This is a genomic window from Paracoccus homiensis (assembly GCF_900111675.1).
In the GTDB taxonomy this organism is placed as follows: domain Bacteria; phylum Pseudomonadota; class Alphaproteobacteria; order Rhodobacterales; family Rhodobacteraceae; genus Paracoccus; species Paracoccus homiensis.
In genome coordinates this window covers 1-15,647 of the sequence record NZ_FOHO01000030.1, presented here as the reverse complement: position 1 = coordinate 15,647, position 15,647 = coordinate 1, and the positions used below count along the sequence as shown (strand labels likewise).

The window sequence follows — 15,647 nt, the reverse complement described above, 5'->3', positions numbered from 1 at the left end:
GTGGATGCTTCGCGATCATATGCCAGCGTCGCCAACGACGCATATTACACGGTCAGGACCGGGCGCTATAGCTATTCAAATCGTTTTCAGGACGGCTGGACGGTTCACGCCTTTGGCTCATCGGGCAGTCCTATCGCGTCGCTCTTCGTCTACAACTCTCTGGGAGACAGAGGGGTCGTATCTTCTTACGATCTGTCGTCCGGGATCGATTTCGGTAAAGCTAACGTGCGCGTTTTTTCGGTGCGGGCAGGTGGCGAGGAATTCAACGGAACGATCGACAGCTTCGTTCTTAAGGACGTACCGTCGATTGCCGCAGTCCCGGTGCCTGCACCTGTAATCTTCCTTCTTACAAGCATTGCCGGGCTTGGGCTGCTTCGCCGCAGAAAATCAATCGCATAGCTCGAATCTCTAGCAGGCCGTTGAAAAACCCTTCTGTGAGGCACGGCTTCGCTCTGGGCGGATGGCGTGGTTGACTGTATCGAGGGCAGGCAGACCCGGCGGCGTATTTGCTCGTCAGGGCGCGAGCAGTTTCGGCAACCTTGCCAGATTGCAGGCCGCCATTGTCAGGGTGAACCGGGCCCGCACAGGCTCGATGCCGCGATACATGGTCTGTGTCAGGCCACCGACGGTCTTGGCCCAGCCAAAAGGCTCTTCGTGCTTTTTTCGGCATCGCTGGGATTTGGCATAGCCGGGGTGTCTGGTCGTCCGACCATCGATCGCGGAGTGATGAGACTTCTGGGTGAGGTTGGGCGTCACCACCATCTGGCGCAGCTCGGGAACGAAGTCCGCGCTATCGTAGCCGCGGTCTGCCGCCAACGTCAGGCGCCGGGTCGATCCGGGCGAGTGGCGATGGAGCATGTCGATGGCGGCTCGGCGTTCGGCGCGGCCATTCGCCTGCGTCAGATCGGCCTGCACGATCAGACTCAGACCGGAACGGTTCTCCATCATCCTCAGTTGGCCCTTCCACGCGATGGCGCGCACCGTCTTGGGCAAGGCCTTGAGGCGGGCCAAAAGCTTCAGACTGAGCCGTGCACCGGAATGGAGAGAGGCGATGATCTTGCTCGCGGCATTCAGCCTGCCCGGCCCCGCGACCGACAGCACCGTGGCAGACAAGTGGGTTTGCCGGCTGTGCTGACTCCGTTTGGCAGTAGAAACGTTATAATATAACGTATATGAGAAGCGGCAGGGCGCCCGCAACCGGGGTTTCGCGGAAGCGCTGCGGCGACGGCAGTGAGCCGCCCGCCATTTGACACGAACACGAGGACCTATCCCATGTCGAGAACACGTATGGCGCAGGGTGTCGCGGCGATGCTGATGCTTGCCACGGCCCAGAAGGCGGCCGCCGATGAAGATCGGACTGCTTGGCGGCTGTTCATTGCCGATCAGGCAGACGGCATGGTGACGGTGGTGGATCGTGACGCGCCGGATCAGCGGTGGCGCTTCGATCTTGCCGGGCCGTCGCGGCTTTACGCGTCGCCCTCGGGGCAGGCCGTGATCGCGGTGCAGTCGGATCACGACCTTGTCGATTTCCTTGGCAGCGGCATCGCGCTGGAGGGACATGGGGACCATTCCGACATCTCGATCAGCAATCCGGAAGCGAAGGATTTGCATCTGACCGGGCCGCGCCCCTTCCACGTCGTGACCCATGATCACCAGATCGCGATCAACTTCGATCGTGGCGGCTATGTCTCGTTCCTGGCCGAGGGCGCGTTGCAGGACGGGACCCTTCAGGTTCAGGAGTTTGCGCAGAACCGGGCGCATCACGGTTTCGCCGCCCCCTTGGGGGACGCTATCGTCAGTTCTGTCGCCTCGGAGGAGGAGGTCGCGGATGGCGGCGCACCGCCCCGTGTCGGCATCGCGGCTTATGACGCGGATGGCGCCCTGATCGGCGATGTCGCCACATGCACCGATCTGCATGGCGAGGCCTTCTCGGGCAACTACCTGCTGGCGGGGTGCAAGGAAGGGGTGATCGCGGTGTCCGAAGCCGATGACGGCGCCGATTTCACCATGCTTCCCTATCCCGAGGACTTTCCGAAAGAAAAGACCGGCACTCTGCTGGGCTCCTCGGCGATGCAGATCTTCCTCGGTGATCATGGCCGCCAGTCGGTGGTAATCATCGACCCCACGGCCGAGCCCTTCTTCACCCGCGTCGAGCTGCCCTTCCGCCGCGTCGATTTTGTGCTGGACCCTGCCAGGCCGCAATACGCCTATATCCTGACCGAGGACGGGACGCTGCACCGTCTGAACATGCTCTCGGCAGAGATCGAAGCCTCGGCGGGCATCACCCAGCCCTATTCCATGGACGGCGACTGGCGTGATCCGCGCCCGCGTCTTGCGGTGGCCGGGGATCGCATCGCGCTGACCGATCCGCTGCAAAGCCTGGTGCGGCTGGTCGATCCCTCCAGCCTGGAAGAGACCGCGACCATTCCCGTCGAGGGACTGCCCTACAACATCATCGCGATTGGCGGCAGCGGGCTGACCCACTGACGCGCCGGTGCAGCGAAGATCGGCAGTAAGGCGAAAGGGCCCGCGCCTGGCGGGCCCTTTCCATGTGCCTGGCCGACACTTGCCCCTTTCAGGGGGCGGTCATGCGGGGACGATCACGCCCGGCAGCGAGTTTTTCAGCATCGTCTCGGACGGCTGGAAGTGGATGACCGAACGGATCGACTTGCCCGCGTGTAGCAGGTCGAACGCCGTGTTGATCTGCTCATGCGTCATGTTATGCGTGATGTAGGGATCGACATCGAAATCGCCCCGCAACCATTCGTCGACCATGCCCGGCAACTGACTCCGCCCCAGCACACCGCCAAAGGCAGACCCGCGCCAGACCCGCCCCGTCACCAGCTGGAAGGGACGGGTCGCGATTTCCTCGCCAGCACCGGCCACGCCGATCACCGTGCATTCGCCCCAGCCCTTGTGGCAGCATTCAAGCGCCGCCCGCATGACGTTCACGTTGCCGATGCATTCGAAGCTGTAGTCCACGCCGCCATTGGTGATCTCGACGATGACCTCCTGAATCGGCTGAGAGAAGTCGGCGGGATTGATGCACTCGGTCGCGCCAAGCTGACGCGCCAGCGCGAATTTCTCGGGGTTGGTGTCGATACCGATGATGCGCGACGCGCCCTGCATCTTCGCGCCCTGGATAACGGCCATGCCGACGGCGCCAAGGCCGAAGACGGCGACGGTCGCGCCTGCCTCGACCTTGGCGGTGTTGCGCACCGCGCCCATGCCGGTGGGGATGGCGCAGCCCATCACCGACGCCTTCGACAGGGGCGCGTCTTTGCTGATCCTGGCCACGGCGATTTCGGGCAGCACGGTGTATTCCGCAAAGGTCGAAGTCCCCATGTAGTGATGGATCATCTTCCCCTTGTAGCTGAAGCGGGACGTGCCGTCGGGCATGACGCCCGCGCCTTGCGTCTTGCGAATGGTCTGGCAAAGGTTGGTCTTGCCAGACTTGATATAGGGGCAGTTCGGATCTTCGGGGGTATAGAGCGGGATGACGTGGTCGCCCGGCTTGACCGAAGTGACCCCTGCGCCCAGTTCCTCGACGATGCCTACGGCTTCATGGCCCAGCACAGCCGGGAACAGCCCTTCGGGATCGGCCCCCGACAGGGTGAACATGTCGGTATGGCACAGGCTGGTGGTCACGATGCGGATCAGGACCTCGCCCTCCTTCGGGCCATCAAGGTCGATCTCCTCGATTTCCAGCGGGCGGTTCGCCTCCCAGGCGACGGCGGCGCGGATCTTCATGATGCGGTTCCTTCTTGTTGTGCGGGGTATGAGTGTTACATAGTAACATCCTTGCCGCGAGCGTTCCGACCCGCGCTTTTCAGCCAATCAGCGGGCCATATCGGCCACCACAGGACAGAGCGATGCATGATCAGACCGAGGGCGCCGACCAGAGGCGGCAAATTGCGCTGATCGTTTACCCCGGCTTCAAGACGCTGGAGGCGACGGGTCCTCTCAGCGTGTTCGGCTATGCGGCGCAGCATCTGGCCGCCGCAGGGCGTCCGGGGGGCTATGACGTGGTGATCGCCGCGCCCGAGGCGGGGCCGGTTCCGTCGGACACGCTGATGTCGCTCGAGGCCACCGTCGCACTTCGTGATCTGGGCCGCGCTGATACGGTGCTGATCGCCGGGGCGGCGCGGATCGAGGATGCGCTGGCGCGGGAAACCGCGCTGGTCGGATGGTGCCGGGACAGCGGCCCGAAGGTGCCGCGCTGCGCGGCGCTGTGCACGGGGTCGTTCTTTCTGGCCGAGGCTGGTCTGCTGGATGGCAGGCGCGCCGCGACCCACTGGAATTATGCGGACCGGCTGCGCCAGCGTTTTTCAAAAGTCGAGGTCGATGCCGATGCGATCTTCGTGCAGGCGGGCAGCTTCTGGACCTCGGCAGGGGTGACGGCTGCCATCGACCTGACCCTTGCCTTCGTCGAGCAAGACTATGGCCGCGACATCGCGCTGGCCGTGGCGCGCGACATGGTGATGTACCTGAAGCGGCCGGGCGGACAGTCGCAGTTCAGCACGCTGCTGACCGGCCAGATGGCGGGGCAGGGGACCGGGCCGAGCAGCATGAAGGACGTGCTGGCCTGGATGGGTGCACGGCTCGACCAGCCCCTGACCCTGGATGATATCGCCACCGAACACGGGATGAGCGTGCGCAGCCTCAGCCGCGCCTTCGCCGCCGAGATCGATGCCTCGCCGATGGCCACGCTCGAGAGCCTGCGATGCGACACGGCCAAGGCGCTGCTGCTGGATACGGACCTGCCGCTGAAGACGGTCGCCTTTCGCGCGGGCTTCAGGACCGACGGTCAGATGCGCAAGGCCTTTCGCCGCCGCTTTTCCCTGTCGCCGCGGGACTATCGCGCCCGCTTTGCGACCGCCGGAACCTGAACGAGGCCTGCCCCGGTGCTGCGATCAGTGGACATGGGCAGTATCGGCGGCCCTCTGGGGATCGTCCACCGGATCCAGCACCAGCAGCAGGCGCGTCTCGCCTGTTCCCGCGATCGGGGGCGAACGGTGCAGCAGTCCGGCGGGCGGGTTCTCGGGCCAGCCCGTGCCGCGCAGAACGATGGGTGATCCGGTCGGAACGGTCATGACCGTTCCGGGATCGTCTCCGGTCGCCGAAACGCCGTATTGCGTCCCCGTACCGCGATAGGTGCAGATCAGCCGGGCCGTCACCGCGTCGACATGGAACTTGCGGCAGGCGTCGGTCTGGATGACATCCAGCCGCAACTGCAGGTAGTCGCAGTCCATCACGTCCGCAAAGATCGCAGCCAGGGCCGAGGCATCCTCGATCAGCATGTTCCGCTCGGGGCAATCCGGGGTGCCGCAGGCACGCGTGATCTCGATCAGCGCATCGCATACCGCCTCGGGTCTCAGGATGATGCGCGCCCGCGGCAGTTGCTCGGGCGGCAGGGCGTCGATCCACGCCTGAAAGCCGCTGAGCGGTGTCCGCTTCCACAATGCAGCGGCGGTTCCGGACTGGTGGATGGCCGCCAGACCGTCCGGGCCGGAAACGAAACGGGTGCATCGGTCCAGTTCGCAGGGCGTCGTGATGGTCATGACGTCCCCACTGGCGGCTGATAGGGCAGCGAGGAATGGTGCAGCACGATCCGCAAGGTGCCTGTCTCGTCCTTCTTGTAGCCGAAGCTCTTGTCCACGGTGGTGACGGACCCGTCCTTGTTGGTCAGCCGGATCCAGCCCATCCACATGGCGATGTCGCCCTGGATGAACATGGCCGAGGTGACGTGTTCGCACGCCCGCCAGCCCATGATCGCGAAGCCATTGTCCAACGGATATTCGTCCGAATGACCGCAGAAATAGGCAAGCGCCCCCGGCTTGGTCGGGCGGAACGTCTGTTCGCCGCTTGCCATCGTGGGTTTGAACAGCACCGGCCCGAGGTTGTAGCCGTAATAGCTGTCGAGATTGGCGGAGGCGACCTTGCGCGCCGCCTCGATCCCGCCGTCCTCGAACGCCTTTGAAATGGCGATCTTGCCGTTGCCCCAGGTTGCCAGGGCCTGATGGATCTCTTCTTCGGTGATGGTCATTCGGTCATCCCTTCGTGTGAAACCTGCTCATTCGGTGCGGCCGCGGGCGCCATGGCCTCGGACATCAATAGCTGCACGGCGTCTTCAAGCGAAAGCGTCGTCGTGTCGGTTGCCCCGCGGCGACGGATAGTGACGGTCCTTTCCTCGGCCTCGCGACCGCCAAGGGCGATCTGCACGGGGATCTTGGCCAATGCGTGCTCGCGGACCTTGTAGCCGATCTTCTCGTTGCGAAGATCGGTCTCCACGCGCAGGCCCGCGGCCTTCAGCGTTCGCGCAACCTCGGCGGCCCAATCGTCGGCGGCCCCCGTCACCGTCGCGACCACGGCCTGAACGGGCGCCAGCCACAGCGGCAGGTGGCCCGCATGGTGTTCGATCAGGATGCCCGTGAACCTTTCGAGCGATCCGAACAGCGCCCGATGCAGCATCACGGGCGCCAGCTTCTCGCCCGAGGGGGCGACATAGGTGGTGCCGAAACGTTCGGGCAGGTTGAAGTCCACCTGCAGCGTACCGCATTGCCAGTCGCGCCCGATGGCGTCGCGCAGCACGTATTCCAGTTTCGGACCGTAGAAGGCGCCTTCGCCCTCGAAGATCGTGTAGGGATGCCCCGCGCGGTCCAGCGCCTCGCGCAGCGCGGCCTCCGAGCGATCCCAGCTTTCGTCGCTGCCGATGCGGTTCTCGGGTCGGGTCGACAGCTTGATGCGCACATCCTCGAAGCCGAAATCGCGATAGATCGACAGCACCAGATCGTTGACCTTCAGGCATTCCTCGGTCAGCTGGTCGGGGGTGCAGTAGATGTGGGCGTCGTCCTGCGTGAAGCTGCGCACGCGCAGCAGGCCGTGCAGCGCACCCGACGGTTCATAGCGATGCACCTTGCCGAACTCGGCCAGCTTCAGCGGCAGGTCGCGATAGCTTTTGGTGCCTTGCCCGTAGATCAGCATGTGGCCCGGGCAGTTCATCGGCTTCAGCGCATACTCGCGATCGTCCACCGTTTCGGCCAGGAACATGTTGGCGCGATAGTTCTGCCAATGCCCGGATGTTTCCCACAGGGTGCGATCCATGATGTCGGGGGAATTGACCTCGACATAGCCCGCCTGTTCCTGCCGGTCGCGCATGTAGCCGATCAGCGTCTGGAACAGGCGCCAGCCCTTGGGATGCCAGAAGACGGACCCCGGCGCGACCTCCTCGAAATGGAACAAGTTCATTTCGCGCCCCAGCCGGCGGTGATCGCGCTTCTCGGCCTCGGCCATCATGGTCATGTGCGCGTCCAGGGTCGCCTTGTCGGCGAAGGCCACGCCGTAGATCCGGCTGAGCATCGGATTGTTGCTGTCGCCGCGCCAATAGGCGCCGGCCACGCGGGTCAGCCTGAACGCCGTGCCCGCATCGCCCGTCGTCCGCATATGCGGACCGCGGCACAGGTCCAGCCACTCGCCCTGGCGGTAGATCTTTACCGGTTCCCCCTCGGGGATCGCATCCAGCAGCGCCAGCTTGTAGGTCTCGCCCGCCGCGTGAAAATGCGCGCGGGCGTCGTCGCGGCTCCATTCCTCGCAGGTGAAGGGTGTCCTGGCTGCGATGATCTCGCGCATCCTTTGTTCGATCACCGGCAGGTCTTCCGGGGTGAAGGGCGTGTCGCGTTCGAAATCATAGTAGAACCCGTGCTCGATCGCCGGGCCGATCGCGGTCTTCGTGCCGGGCCAGAGCGATTGCACAGCCTCGGCCAGCACATGGGCCAGGTCGTGGCGGATCAGCTCCAGGGCGCGCGGGTCGTCACGCCCGATCAGTTCGACGGTTGCCCCATCGGGCAGGGGGGTCGACAGATCCCGCACCTGTCCGTCGATGGCGGCGGCGACCATGCGCTTGGCAAGGCTGGGGCTGATCGAGGCTGCCAGGTCGGCAGCGGTGCTGGCGGGGGCGATTTCCCGTGTCGCCCCATCGGGCAGGTGAACTCGGACCATTGTGGCTCTCTCAAAGGGCAATCATGTCGGTTGGCGGCGTCTGCATCAAAGGGCCGCATCGGATCGCGGTCATGCGCGGACCCGCCATCGGCTGGTGTTTCCGGCGTCCTCCAGCTCGATCCCCATGGCGTCGAGTTCCCGGCGCAGGGCATCGGCCCGATCCCATTCGCCATCGGCGCGTGCCGCGCTGCGGGCGGCCACGATGGCATCGATGCGGTCGGTATCCAGATCGCCCCGGCGCGACCAGCAGGAAGGATCCCGCTGCAGAAGGCCAAGCCAGCCCCCGGCCTTGCGCAGCGCGGCCGCAAGCTGGATCCGGCGCTTCGGATCGGTTTCGCCCCTTGCGCGCGCAGCCAGCCCATGCAGGGCCGCAAGGGCCAGCGGCGTGTTCAGGTCGTCCTCCAGCGCGGATCGGACATCTGCCAGATCCGGGGCATGTACCTGCGCCTTGTCGCCCTCCCTTGCCCCGTTCACGCGGATATCGCGCAGAACGCCATACAGCCTGTCCAGGGCGGCGCGGGACGCCCCTGTCGTCTTCGGCGTCCAGTCCAGCGGTTGTCGGTAATGCGCGCTCAGCAGGGCATAGCGCAGAGCCTCGCCGGGTGTGTCGGCCAGAAGGTCCCGGACCCGAAGGACATTGCCCAGGGATTTCGACATCTTCGCGCCGGACACGGTGACATGGCCGTTATGGACCCAGTGACGCGCCCGCGTGCCCTGCGCGATCTCGTTCTCGTGATGGGGAAAGCGCAGGTCGATACCGCCGCCATGGATATCGATATCCTCCCCCAGATGCTGGGCGATCATGGCGGAACATTCGATATGCCATCCCGGTCGCCCGAAGCCCCAGGGGCTGTCCCAGCCGGGCTGACCGGGCCGCGAGGGTTTCCACAGGACGAAATCACGCGGGTCGCGCTTCGACGACGCCACCTCGACGCGCGCGCCTGCCAGCATCTCTTGCGGATCGGCACCCGACAGGCGGCCATAGGCGGCAAAGCTCGCGACCTCGTAGAGGACATGATCCTGCGCGGCATAGGCGTGCCCTTGCGCGATCAGCCTTTGGATCAGCGCGATCATCTGCGGAATGTGATCGGTCGCGCGGGGTTCCAGATCCGGCGGGCTGACACCAAGCGCGGCAAGGTCTTCGTGATAGGCCTGCGCGAACCGCGCGGCGATCGCATCGCAGGTCGTGTCCTGGGCTTGGGCTGCGGCGATGATCTTGTCGTCCACATCCGTGATGTTGCGGGCATAGGTCACATGCGGATGGCGTTCCCTCAGCACGCGGGCCAGCACGTCGAAGACGACGGCGGGCCGGGCATTGCCGATATGGGCATATGAATAGACCGTCGGTCCGCAGACATACATCCTGACATGATCGGGATCTTGCGGCACGAAGGGTTCGACCTTGCGACCCATGGAGTTGAAGAGCTGCAACATCGCCCTGGACCCTCATTTCTCGGTTTGGGATGTCGGGGATCGCTTCCGGTCGGGCTGCTGGCATGCCTGCCTTGTCGGCACCCGAACCGGTCCATTCCCCTTTACATCGCCGTTCTCGTAGGTCAGACGGATTATGTTATGATATCACCTAACGCAAGAGGATGGCGTGGATAAGCTGAATTTCGGGCAGAGAACCTCGGTCGAGCAGGTCGAGGAAGGCACCGAGCTTGCCCCCAAATTCGACGATCGGGGCCTGATGCCCTGTGTCACAACCGATGCCCGTTCGGGCGAGGTGCTGATGCTGGGCTGGATGAATGCCCTGGCGCTGGAAAAGACGCTGCTGACCGGCGAGGCGCATTACTTCAGCCGCGCGCGCCAGGCCCTTTGGCACAAGGGTGCGACATCGGGGCTGGTTCAGAAGGTGGTCGAAGCACGGATCGACGACGATCAGGATGCCGTGTGGCTGCGGGTCGAGGTCGCGGGCAACGGGGCCTCGTGCCATGTCGGCTACCGTTCGTGCTTCTATCGGGCGCTGCCCGTCGGGGCCGGATCGGATCAGGCCCTGCAATTCCGCGAAGACGGCAAGACATTCGATCCGGCAGAGGTCTATGGAGACGCTCCCAATCCAACCCAGCTTTGACGGGGGCGGGCACCTCGATCCTTGGATGCGCCGGGCGCTGGATCTGGCGGCAGGCGTGCGGGGGCTGGTCTGGCCCAATCCTCCGGTCGGCTGCGTCATCCATCGCGACGGCGTCGTGCTGGCCGAGGCGGCCACCCATCCGGGCGGACGCCCGCATGCCGAACGGCAGGCCATCGACAGGGCCGGTCGCACAGCGCGGGGCGCCACGATGCATGTCACGCTCGAACCCTGCTGCCACTGGGGTCGGACCCCGCCCTGTGCGGATGCGATCATCGAGGCGGGCATCGCCCGCGTGGTCTGCGCGATCCGCGACCCGGATCCGAGGGTCGATGGCGGGGGCTTTGCACGGCTGTTGGGCGCCGGTGTGAAGCTGGAGGTCGGGCAGGGCGCGACCGAGGCGCGGCGGATCATGTCGGGTTTCTTCCGCCGGGTTCGCCATGGCGTGCCCGAACTGCTGGTCCTCGCGGCCCTTGCGGTCGAGGTTCCGGCGGGGGTCGATGCACTGCTGCGGATTGTGGGGGACGGGGTGCAGGTCGTAGCCCGGGACGGGCGCCCGACGCCGAAGCTGCATCGCGGAAAGGGCCTGCTGCGGGACCTGGGCGGTCTGGGGCTGACCTCGGTCGCCATCTGGCAGGGCGATCTGCAGGCCGCGGGATTACAGGACGCGGATGATGGCATGGTCATGTCCCCCGACACGTTCGGATCGGGGCTTCTTGATCGAAAGTTCGGGATCAATGCATGATCCGGTGCAGCTAACGACATGTCTTGTCTGGCGCCGTCCAGGCCCGGCCCTGCCGGATCGACATCTGTCCGAATACGGGTAAATGCCTCATGCGACACACCAATGACCAGTTGCCCGTCTATCTGCTGACGGGCTTTCTGGGGGCCGGAAAGACGACGCTGCTGAACCGACTGATGCAGGATGATGGACTGAAGGACTCGGCGCTTGTCATCAACGAGTTCGGGCTGGTGCCCATCGATCATGATCTTGTGCAGGAGGGCCGCGAGGCGCCCATGGTGACGACGACCGGCTGCATCTGCTGCACGGCCGGCAGCGACCTGCGCTCGTCGCTGAACCAGCTTCTGGAGGGCCGCAAATCCGGCGCGCTTCCGCCTTTCAGCCGCGTCATCATCGAGACCACGGGGCTGGCCGATCCGGCACCCATCATCAACAGCCTCATCCCCGGTGGCATCGACGCGCGTTCATGGGCCGATCACGCGGTTGCGCGGGCATTTCGCCTTTCGGCGGTCATCACCGTGGTCAATGTCGAGGGCATCGAATCCGCCCTTGCCAACCACCCCGAGAGCCTGCGCCAGATCGCCTTTGCCGATCATGCGGTCCTGACGCATACCGGCATCTCCGGTGTGGGTGACTGGCCCGTGCGGCTTCGGGCCGTGAACCCCGGCCTGCAGGTGCACAACGCGACGGCCCCGGATGCCGATCTGGTCAGGTTGTTCGCGCCGGGAAGCTATCAGGCATTCGGCAAGGGCGAGGGGGTCGAGGGCTGGCTGGCTGCCGAGGCCAGGGCGGGGGCGCATGAACATCACGGCAATTTCGATGGTCTCAACCGGCACGGTGATGTCGTTGCAGTGCCCCTGATCACGGACCGGCCCATGGCGCAGGCGGCACTGGCAGAGTTTCTGAAGCGGATCTCGACGCATCCGGGCAATGTGCTGCTGCGTGCCAAGGGGCTGGTGGGGCTGACCGATGATCCCTCCCGACCTGCGGTGGTCCATGCGGTGGGCCACCGGATATACCCGATCCAGCGCCAGGACGGATGGCCCGGCGGAACAGCGCAGAGCCGACTGGTCGTGATCGGCACGGGTCTGAACGAAGGGCGCATTCGAGGGGATTTCGACAGGCTGGCCTTGGGAAAAGGCGCTGCGAAACCGGGACTGTCCGCGATCATGCAATCCTTCGTGCGGGGAGGCAGGGCAGTGGATGACGTTTCCGCCCGGCTGGAATCGGCGTCCGAGATCGCGTCAAGGATCGGCGGGCGCGTCACGTCACGGGATTGAGCATACGCTTTGCAAGCCCTCTGCACGACTTCGAGCCGCGAAGGTTCCAAGGTCGACGCGGACGAAGCCGCTTACGGTCTGTCCTGCGACGACGCGGATCATGACGCCGAAACAGGCCTGAATGCCCGGTCCGCGACGGCCAGAAAAGACGCTGATGCGGTCCTTTGAGCGTCCCTTTTTGGCCGTGCGGACGGCATCGACGTTAGCACATCCGGTCAGAACGGCATCTCGACGGTTTCTGTCATCATTCCGCCAGGGGCTTCGTGCTTATCCTGCGGCGTCATCAGTAGCATGTCGAAGCTTGCCTTCAGCTCGGCCTCCTCCATGTCACGGGCGATGATCACGACCCGGCTGGTAGTGTCATCCCCCGACCATGCCTTGAAAGGCACCGGCGCGTCGAAGATGTGCTGCACGCCATGAAACACGAAGGGATATTGCAGACCCTCCACATGCAGAAGCCCCTTCATGCGCAGGATGTTCGGCCCCTTGAAGGCGATCAGCGTATCCAGCCAAAGATCGAAAACCTCTGCGGGGATCGGCTTCTCGACCTCGATCGAGGCAGAGACGATGCGCTGGTCGTGCCGGCCCCGGTGGACCGGCGCAGCCGGGCTGAACGGGGCAGGCGTATCAGGGCGTGCCTTCAGACCCGAGAGCCCCGCCAGTGGATCGGCCTTGGTCGTCTGCTCCATCAGTCCCAACCATGCGTCGATTTCGGACGCACCTGCCCCCAGCCGCATGGCGGACAGGCCGAACAGCGTGCCTGGCGGCACGTGGCCGTGCCGGGCGTGAATTTGCGCGGCACTGGCGTTGACTCCCGCAAGCCTTGTCTCGAAGCGGCCGAGGGTGACGGCGTCGGTCAGGTCGGTCTTGGACAGGATCAGCACATCTGCCATGGCAACCTGCTGCACGGCTTCGAACTGCCGATCCAGCGTGCCCAACCCGGTGGCCGCGTCCGCCAGCGTGACCACGCCGTCCAGACGGAAGCTTTGCGCCAACAACCGGTCCGATGCCAGCGTATGAATGATGGGTGCGGGATCGGCGATGCCGCTGGTCTCGATCACGACCCGGTCGAAATCCACCTCGCCGGCCTTGCGCCTTTCCTGAAGCGCGCCCAGTGTCTTGGCCAGATCCCCCAGAAGGGCGCAGCACAGGCATCCCGACTGCAGCAGGATCGTTTCCTCGGTCGCTTCCTCGATCAGGTCGTGGTCCAGGCCGACATCGCCGAATTCGTTCATGATCACGGCGATCCGTCCCGCTTCGGGGTCGCGGATCAGGTGGTTCAGAAGTGTCGTCTTTCCGGCACCCAGGAATCCCGTCAACACCGTGACGGGCAGGCGGTTGTGATCCCATGCCATTGCGCTGCGCACCCCTCTTTACTTCCGGTCACTCCTGTACCACTAGCTGCTATGTTATAGTGTATCAACCTGCAAGACTGCGACAAAGGAGTGCTGGCACCGATGGATCTTCGTGCGCGACCAGGCATCGAGCGGGGCGAAAAAAGCCCCGAGCGTGAATCCGAGTTCGGCGCCGACGATCTGCTGCCCTGGATCGTCGCGGATGCTGCCAGCGGCGAGTTTCTCTTGCCGCGCTGGACGGGTGCGGCAGTCCTTCGTTCGACCACAGAAACCGGCAGGGCGCTTCATTTCAGCCGCGCCCCACAAGTACTGTGGGGCAACAGGGTAATTGCCCGCTTGGTCCCGAAGATGCCCAAGGCGCCTATCGCCGCGGAGCAGCATCCGCTCGGACCGCGTGCCGGAGGGACCGTTTCCAGCGCATTCCGGCATGAGCGCCACCGGTCTAGCCCTTGTCGCGCGGTGCCGCATCGTGATGAAGCCGATCTTGCCCCTCCGGTCTCGGGCGGCCTTAAAAGTTCAGTGGGCGGGCTGTCACTTACAACTGCTCCCTCGCGCGTGCCAATCACCGCGATGATATGCCGCGATACTGCAGCTATGGCACCGTCTGATCCGACATGAGCGATCCGGGCGCCCTAAGAACGGCGAGGGATCTGTGGCACCGACAGCGGGTCAAGCGGCTGGTGCGGGACCGCCTGGGCCGAGGGACCGCTCATCTGGTCTCTGTTCGCGGCATCGAATGTCCCGACCCGGATTGCCCCGGACCTGCGACCGAAATCCGGCTTGTGAACCTTGCGCTGGTCGAGTCCCGCTTCGTCATCCACAAGCCTGCGGAGAAGGTGACGGCGGCTGACGTTTCCGCGCTGATATGAGAAATAGCGGGGACGACGTGCCGACACTGCGGTCGGCCGGTCGACGGAGTGCCCCGTCGCGAACTGGCTGATCCCCTCTCAGCTGACCGTCTCGAACGATCGAGAAAAAGGGCCCTTACGCCGCAGGCCACCATTCTACAACAACACCATACGGCACTGGATAGCCCCGTGTATCGTGAACGCCATCTTCGCTAATTTTGAGGCTAGGAGGCCATGTTGAGCAGCGGCAAGTGCAGATATGAGTTCAAGCGCGACGCGGTCGCGTGGATCACCGACCGGGGTTACCCGGTCAGGGAAGTATCGGTGCGATTGGCGGTCAGCGCGTATTCGCTCTACGCCTGAAAGAAGAAGTTCGCGAATCCTGCAGCCGCCGGCGCCGTCAGCCGTGACGACGTCGCGTATGCAATCCACAGTCTGGGCAGATGCCGCTTGGTGTCCGACTGCCCCATACAATCTACCTGCCGGGTTCCCTTCGCTCAACGCTCCTGGGCGACCAGTACTTCTGAGAGCTCACAACTATCCCTCCTGAATTTTCCAGCTTCAGGAAAATTGCGCCACACAAAGTGAGGCAGAGCCGATTTAAGGGCAACGCGACACCAAGTCAGCCGCGCCGCCACGGTGCTGCTGGATCAGGTGCCGGAATGAGCGCCCGCAGGGCGTGATCCTTCCCCACGGCGCGCTGCAGCGCCGTGGAAGTTTTCATGCGCGCAGCCTCAGCGCGAGTGGATAGTCCACAGATCCTGCCAGTCTTGCGGGTTGGCAAAATCGCTGTCCGTGGTGGTGGGATCCGTCACGTGAAGCTGGTCTACGAACGCACTGACGCCGGACCCTTCTACTTCGGGCATGGGCGTGTTGATGTTCGTCGCCATCTTGCCATCGATCAACTGCGGTACAGGTAGATGGGCGAAAGCGAGATCGTCTCGATGATCGAAGCCCCCTTCCTCCGGACCGACCCATCGACCTAAGGTCAGGAGGTAATCTCCCCCGATCTTAAGGGGATGCGGAAGTAGAATTTTCTCGGCAGGATGAACGAGGAGATTCCGATGAAGAAGACACGATTCACCGAGGCCCGGATCATGGGCGTGCTGCGGCAGATGGAGGGCGGTGTGCCCGCCGCCGAGCTGTGCCGCGAGCACGGGATGAGCAGCGCCACGCTGTACAAGTGGCGGGCGAAGTATGGCGGCATGGACGCCAGCCTCATCAGCGAGATGAAGGCGATGGCCGAGGAGAACCGGCGGCTGAAGCGCATGTACGCCGACGTCAGCATGCAGAACGACCTGCTGAAGGAGGCGCTCGGAAAAAAATGATCCGGCCAGCTCAACGCCGAGAGTT

At 64.4% G+C, this 15,647-nt stretch carries 14 protein-coding genes and 3 pseudogenes; 9 read left to right on the top strand and 8 right to left on the bottom strand.

Annotation, left to right across the window (positions count from 1 at the left end):
* On the top strand, positions 1-399 hold a 399-nt coding region (locus tag BMX67_RS19040; RefSeq protein WP_175479992.1), incomplete at its 5' end, for a VPLPA-CTERM sorting domain-containing protein.
* A gap of 114 nt (positions 400-513) precedes the next feature.
* Here BMX67_RS19040 and BMX67_RS19035 read toward each other — a convergent pair.
* Positions 514-948: pseudogene (locus BMX67_RS19035) on the bottom strand (transposase); the annotation flags it as partial.
* Positions 949-1,272: 324 nt separating this feature from the next.
* Between BMX67_RS19035 and BMX67_RS19030 the strand changes: the two are divergent.
* Positions 1,273-2,487, top strand: coding sequence for a metallochaperone AztD (locus BMX67_RS19030; protein WP_245739532.1), 1,215 nt, complete (start codon positions 1,273-1,275; stop codon positions 2,485-2,487).
* A gap of 99 nt (positions 2,488-2,586) precedes the next feature.
* Here the strand turns inward: BMX67_RS19030 and BMX67_RS19025 are convergent, their stop codons facing one another.
* Positions 2,587-3,750 carry an S-(hydroxymethyl)glutathione dehydrogenase/class III alcohol dehydrogenase gene (locus tag BMX67_RS19025; protein ID WP_090738272.1) on the bottom strand — a complete coding sequence of 388 codons (1,164 nt, stop codon included), beginning with the start codon at positions 3,748-3,750 and terminating at the stop codon, positions 2,587-2,589.
* 122 nt (positions 3,751-3,872) lie between these two features.
* Between BMX67_RS19025 and BMX67_RS19020 the strand changes: the two genes are divergently transcribed.
* On the top strand, positions 3,873-4,889 hold the full coding sequence (locus BMX67_RS19020) for a GlxA family transcriptional regulator (protein ID WP_090738270.1): 1,017 nt from the start codon (positions 3,873-3,875) through the stop codon (positions 4,887-4,889).
* Positions 4,890-4,913: 24 nt separating this feature from the next.
* Here the strand turns inward: BMX67_RS19020 and BMX67_RS19015 are convergent, their stop codons facing one another.
* The 4 genes from BMX67_RS19015 to cysS form a co-directional block, all read right to left on the bottom strand.
* Positions 4,914-5,561, bottom strand: a complete 648-nt coding sequence (locus BMX67_RS19015; RefSeq protein WP_090738268.1) for a DUF1826 domain-containing protein — start codon at positions 5,559-5,561, stop codon at positions 4,914-4,916.
* A complete protein-coding gene (locus tag BMX67_RS19010) occupies positions 5,558-6,046 on the bottom strand; it encodes a phosphoribosyl-AMP cyclohydrolase (RefSeq protein ID WP_090738266.1) in 489 nt (162 codons plus the stop codon). The genes BMX67_RS19015 and BMX67_RS19010 overlap by 4 nt, the downstream gene beginning before the upstream one ends.
* The gene (thrS, locus tag BMX67_RS19005; protein WP_090738265.1) at positions 6,043-7,998 is read right to left on the bottom strand and encodes a threonine--tRNA ligase; all 1,956 of its coding nucleotides are present in this window, start codon (positions 7,996-7,998) and stop codon (positions 6,043-6,045) included. The genes BMX67_RS19010 and thrS overlap by 4 nt, the downstream gene beginning before the upstream one ends.
* A 69-nt stretch (positions 7,999-8,067) precedes the next feature.
* Positions 8,068-9,432 (bottom strand): cysteine--tRNA ligase, encoded by a 1,365-nt coding sequence (gene cysS / locus BMX67_RS19000; RefSeq protein WP_090738263.1) that lies wholly within the window; start codon positions 9,430-9,432, stop codon positions 8,068-8,070.
* A gap of 166 nt (positions 9,433-9,598) precedes the next feature.
* Here cysS and hisI point away from each other — a divergent pair, with 166 nt between their 5' ends.
* The 3 genes from hisI to BMX67_RS18985 all read left to right on the top strand — a co-directional run bounded on the left by hisI (position 9,599) and on the right by BMX67_RS18985 (position 12,091).
* Positions 9,599-10,072 carry a phosphoribosyl-AMP cyclohydrolase gene (gene hisI, locus BMX67_RS18995; protein WP_090738261.1) on the top strand — a complete coding sequence of 158 codons (474 nt, stop codon included), beginning with the start codon at positions 9,599-9,601 and terminating at the stop codon, positions 10,070-10,072.
* Positions 10,041-10,814, top strand: coding sequence for a bifunctional diaminohydroxyphosphoribosylaminopyrimidine deaminase/5-amino-6-(5-phosphoribosylamino)uracil reductase RibD (gene ribD / locus BMX67_RS18990; RefSeq protein WP_217645923.1), 774 nt, complete (start codon positions 10,041-10,043; stop codon positions 10,812-10,814). The genes hisI and ribD overlap by 32 nt, the downstream gene beginning before the upstream one ends.
* An 89-nt stretch (positions 10,815-10,903) precedes the next feature.
* Entirely contained in the window at positions 10,904-12,091 is a 1,188-nt protein-coding gene (locus tag BMX67_RS18985) for a CobW family GTP-binding protein (protein WP_090738257.1), read from the top strand.
* Positions 12,092-12,306: 215 nt separating this feature from the next.
* Here BMX67_RS18985 and BMX67_RS18980 read toward each other — a convergent pair whose 3' ends face one another.
* A complete protein-coding gene (locus BMX67_RS18980; protein WP_090738255.1) occupies positions 12,307-13,446 on the bottom strand; it encodes a CobW family GTP-binding protein in 1,140 nt (379 codons plus the stop codon).
* Positions 13,447-14,060: 614 nt separating this feature from the next.
* On the opposite strand from BMX67_RS18980, the gene BMX67_RS19445 reads away from it, so the two are divergent.
* Positions 14,061-14,315: a hypothetical protein gene (locus BMX67_RS19445; protein ID WP_139206585.1), complete on the top strand. Its 255-nt coding sequence runs from the start codon at positions 14,061-14,063 to the stop codon at positions 14,313-14,315.
* 213 nt (positions 14,316-14,528) lie between these two features.
* Positions 14,529-14,654, top strand: a pseudogene (locus BMX67_RS19440) (IS3 family transposase); the annotation flags it as partial.
* A gap of 374 nt (positions 14,655-15,028) precedes the next feature.
* On the opposite strand, the gene BMX67_RS19720 reads toward BMX67_RS19440, so the two are convergent.
* Positions 15,029-15,184: a hypothetical protein gene (locus tag BMX67_RS19720; RefSeq protein ID WP_175479991.1), complete on the bottom strand. Its 156-nt coding sequence runs from the start codon at positions 15,182-15,184 to the stop codon at positions 15,029-15,031.
* A 174-nt stretch (positions 15,185-15,358) separates the two neighbouring features.
* Here BMX67_RS19720 and BMX67_RS18970 point away from each other — a divergent pair.
* Positions 15,359-15,647: pseudogene (locus BMX67_RS18970) on the top strand (transposase); the annotation flags it as partial.

Coding starts and splice junctions, on each gene's coding strand:
- BMX67_RS19030 (WP_245739532.1), top strand. CDS start 1,273: ATGTCGAGAACACGTATGGCGCAGGGTGTCGCGGCGATGCTGATGCTT.
- BMX67_RS19015 (WP_090738268.1), bottom strand. CDS start 5,561: ATGACCATCACGACGCCCTGCGAACTGGACCGATGCACCCGTTTCGTT.
- BMX67_RS19010 (WP_090738266.1), bottom strand. CDS start 6,046: ATGACCATCACCGAAGAAGAGATCCATCAGGCCCTGGCAACCTGGGGC.
- BMX67_RS19445 (WP_139206585.1), top strand. CDS start 14,061: ATGAGCGATCCGGGCGCCCTAAGAACGGCGAGGGATCTGTGGCACCGA.
- BMX67_RS19720 (WP_175479991.1), bottom strand. CDS start 15,184: ATGGCGACGAACATCAACACGCCCATGCCCGAAGTAGAAGGGTCCGGC.
- BMX67_RS19025 (WP_090738272.1), bottom strand. CDS start 3,750: ATGAAGATCCGCGCCGCCGTCGCCTGGGAGGCGAACCGCCCGCTGGAA.
- BMX67_RS19020 (WP_090738270.1), top strand. CDS start 3,873: ATGCATGATCAGACCGAGGGCGCCGACCAGAGGCGGCAAATTGCGCTG.
- BMX67_RS18985 (WP_090738257.1), top strand. CDS start 10,904: ATGCGACACACCAATGACCAGTTGCCCGTCTATCTGCTGACGGGCTTT.
- cysS (WP_090738263.1), bottom strand. CDS start 9,432: ATGTTGCAGCTCTTCAACTCCATGGGTCGCAAGGTCGAACCCTTCGTG.
- thrS (WP_090738265.1), bottom strand. CDS start 7,998: ATGGTCCGAGTTCACCTGCCCGATGGGGCGACACGGGAAATCGCCCCC.
- BMX67_RS18980 (WP_090738255.1), bottom strand. CDS start 13,446: ATGGCATGGGATCACAACCGCCTGCCCGTCACGGTGTTGACGGGATTC.
- ribD (WP_217645923.1), top strand. CDS start 10,041: ATGGAGACGCTCCCAATCCAACCCAGCTTTGACGGGGGCGGGCACCTC.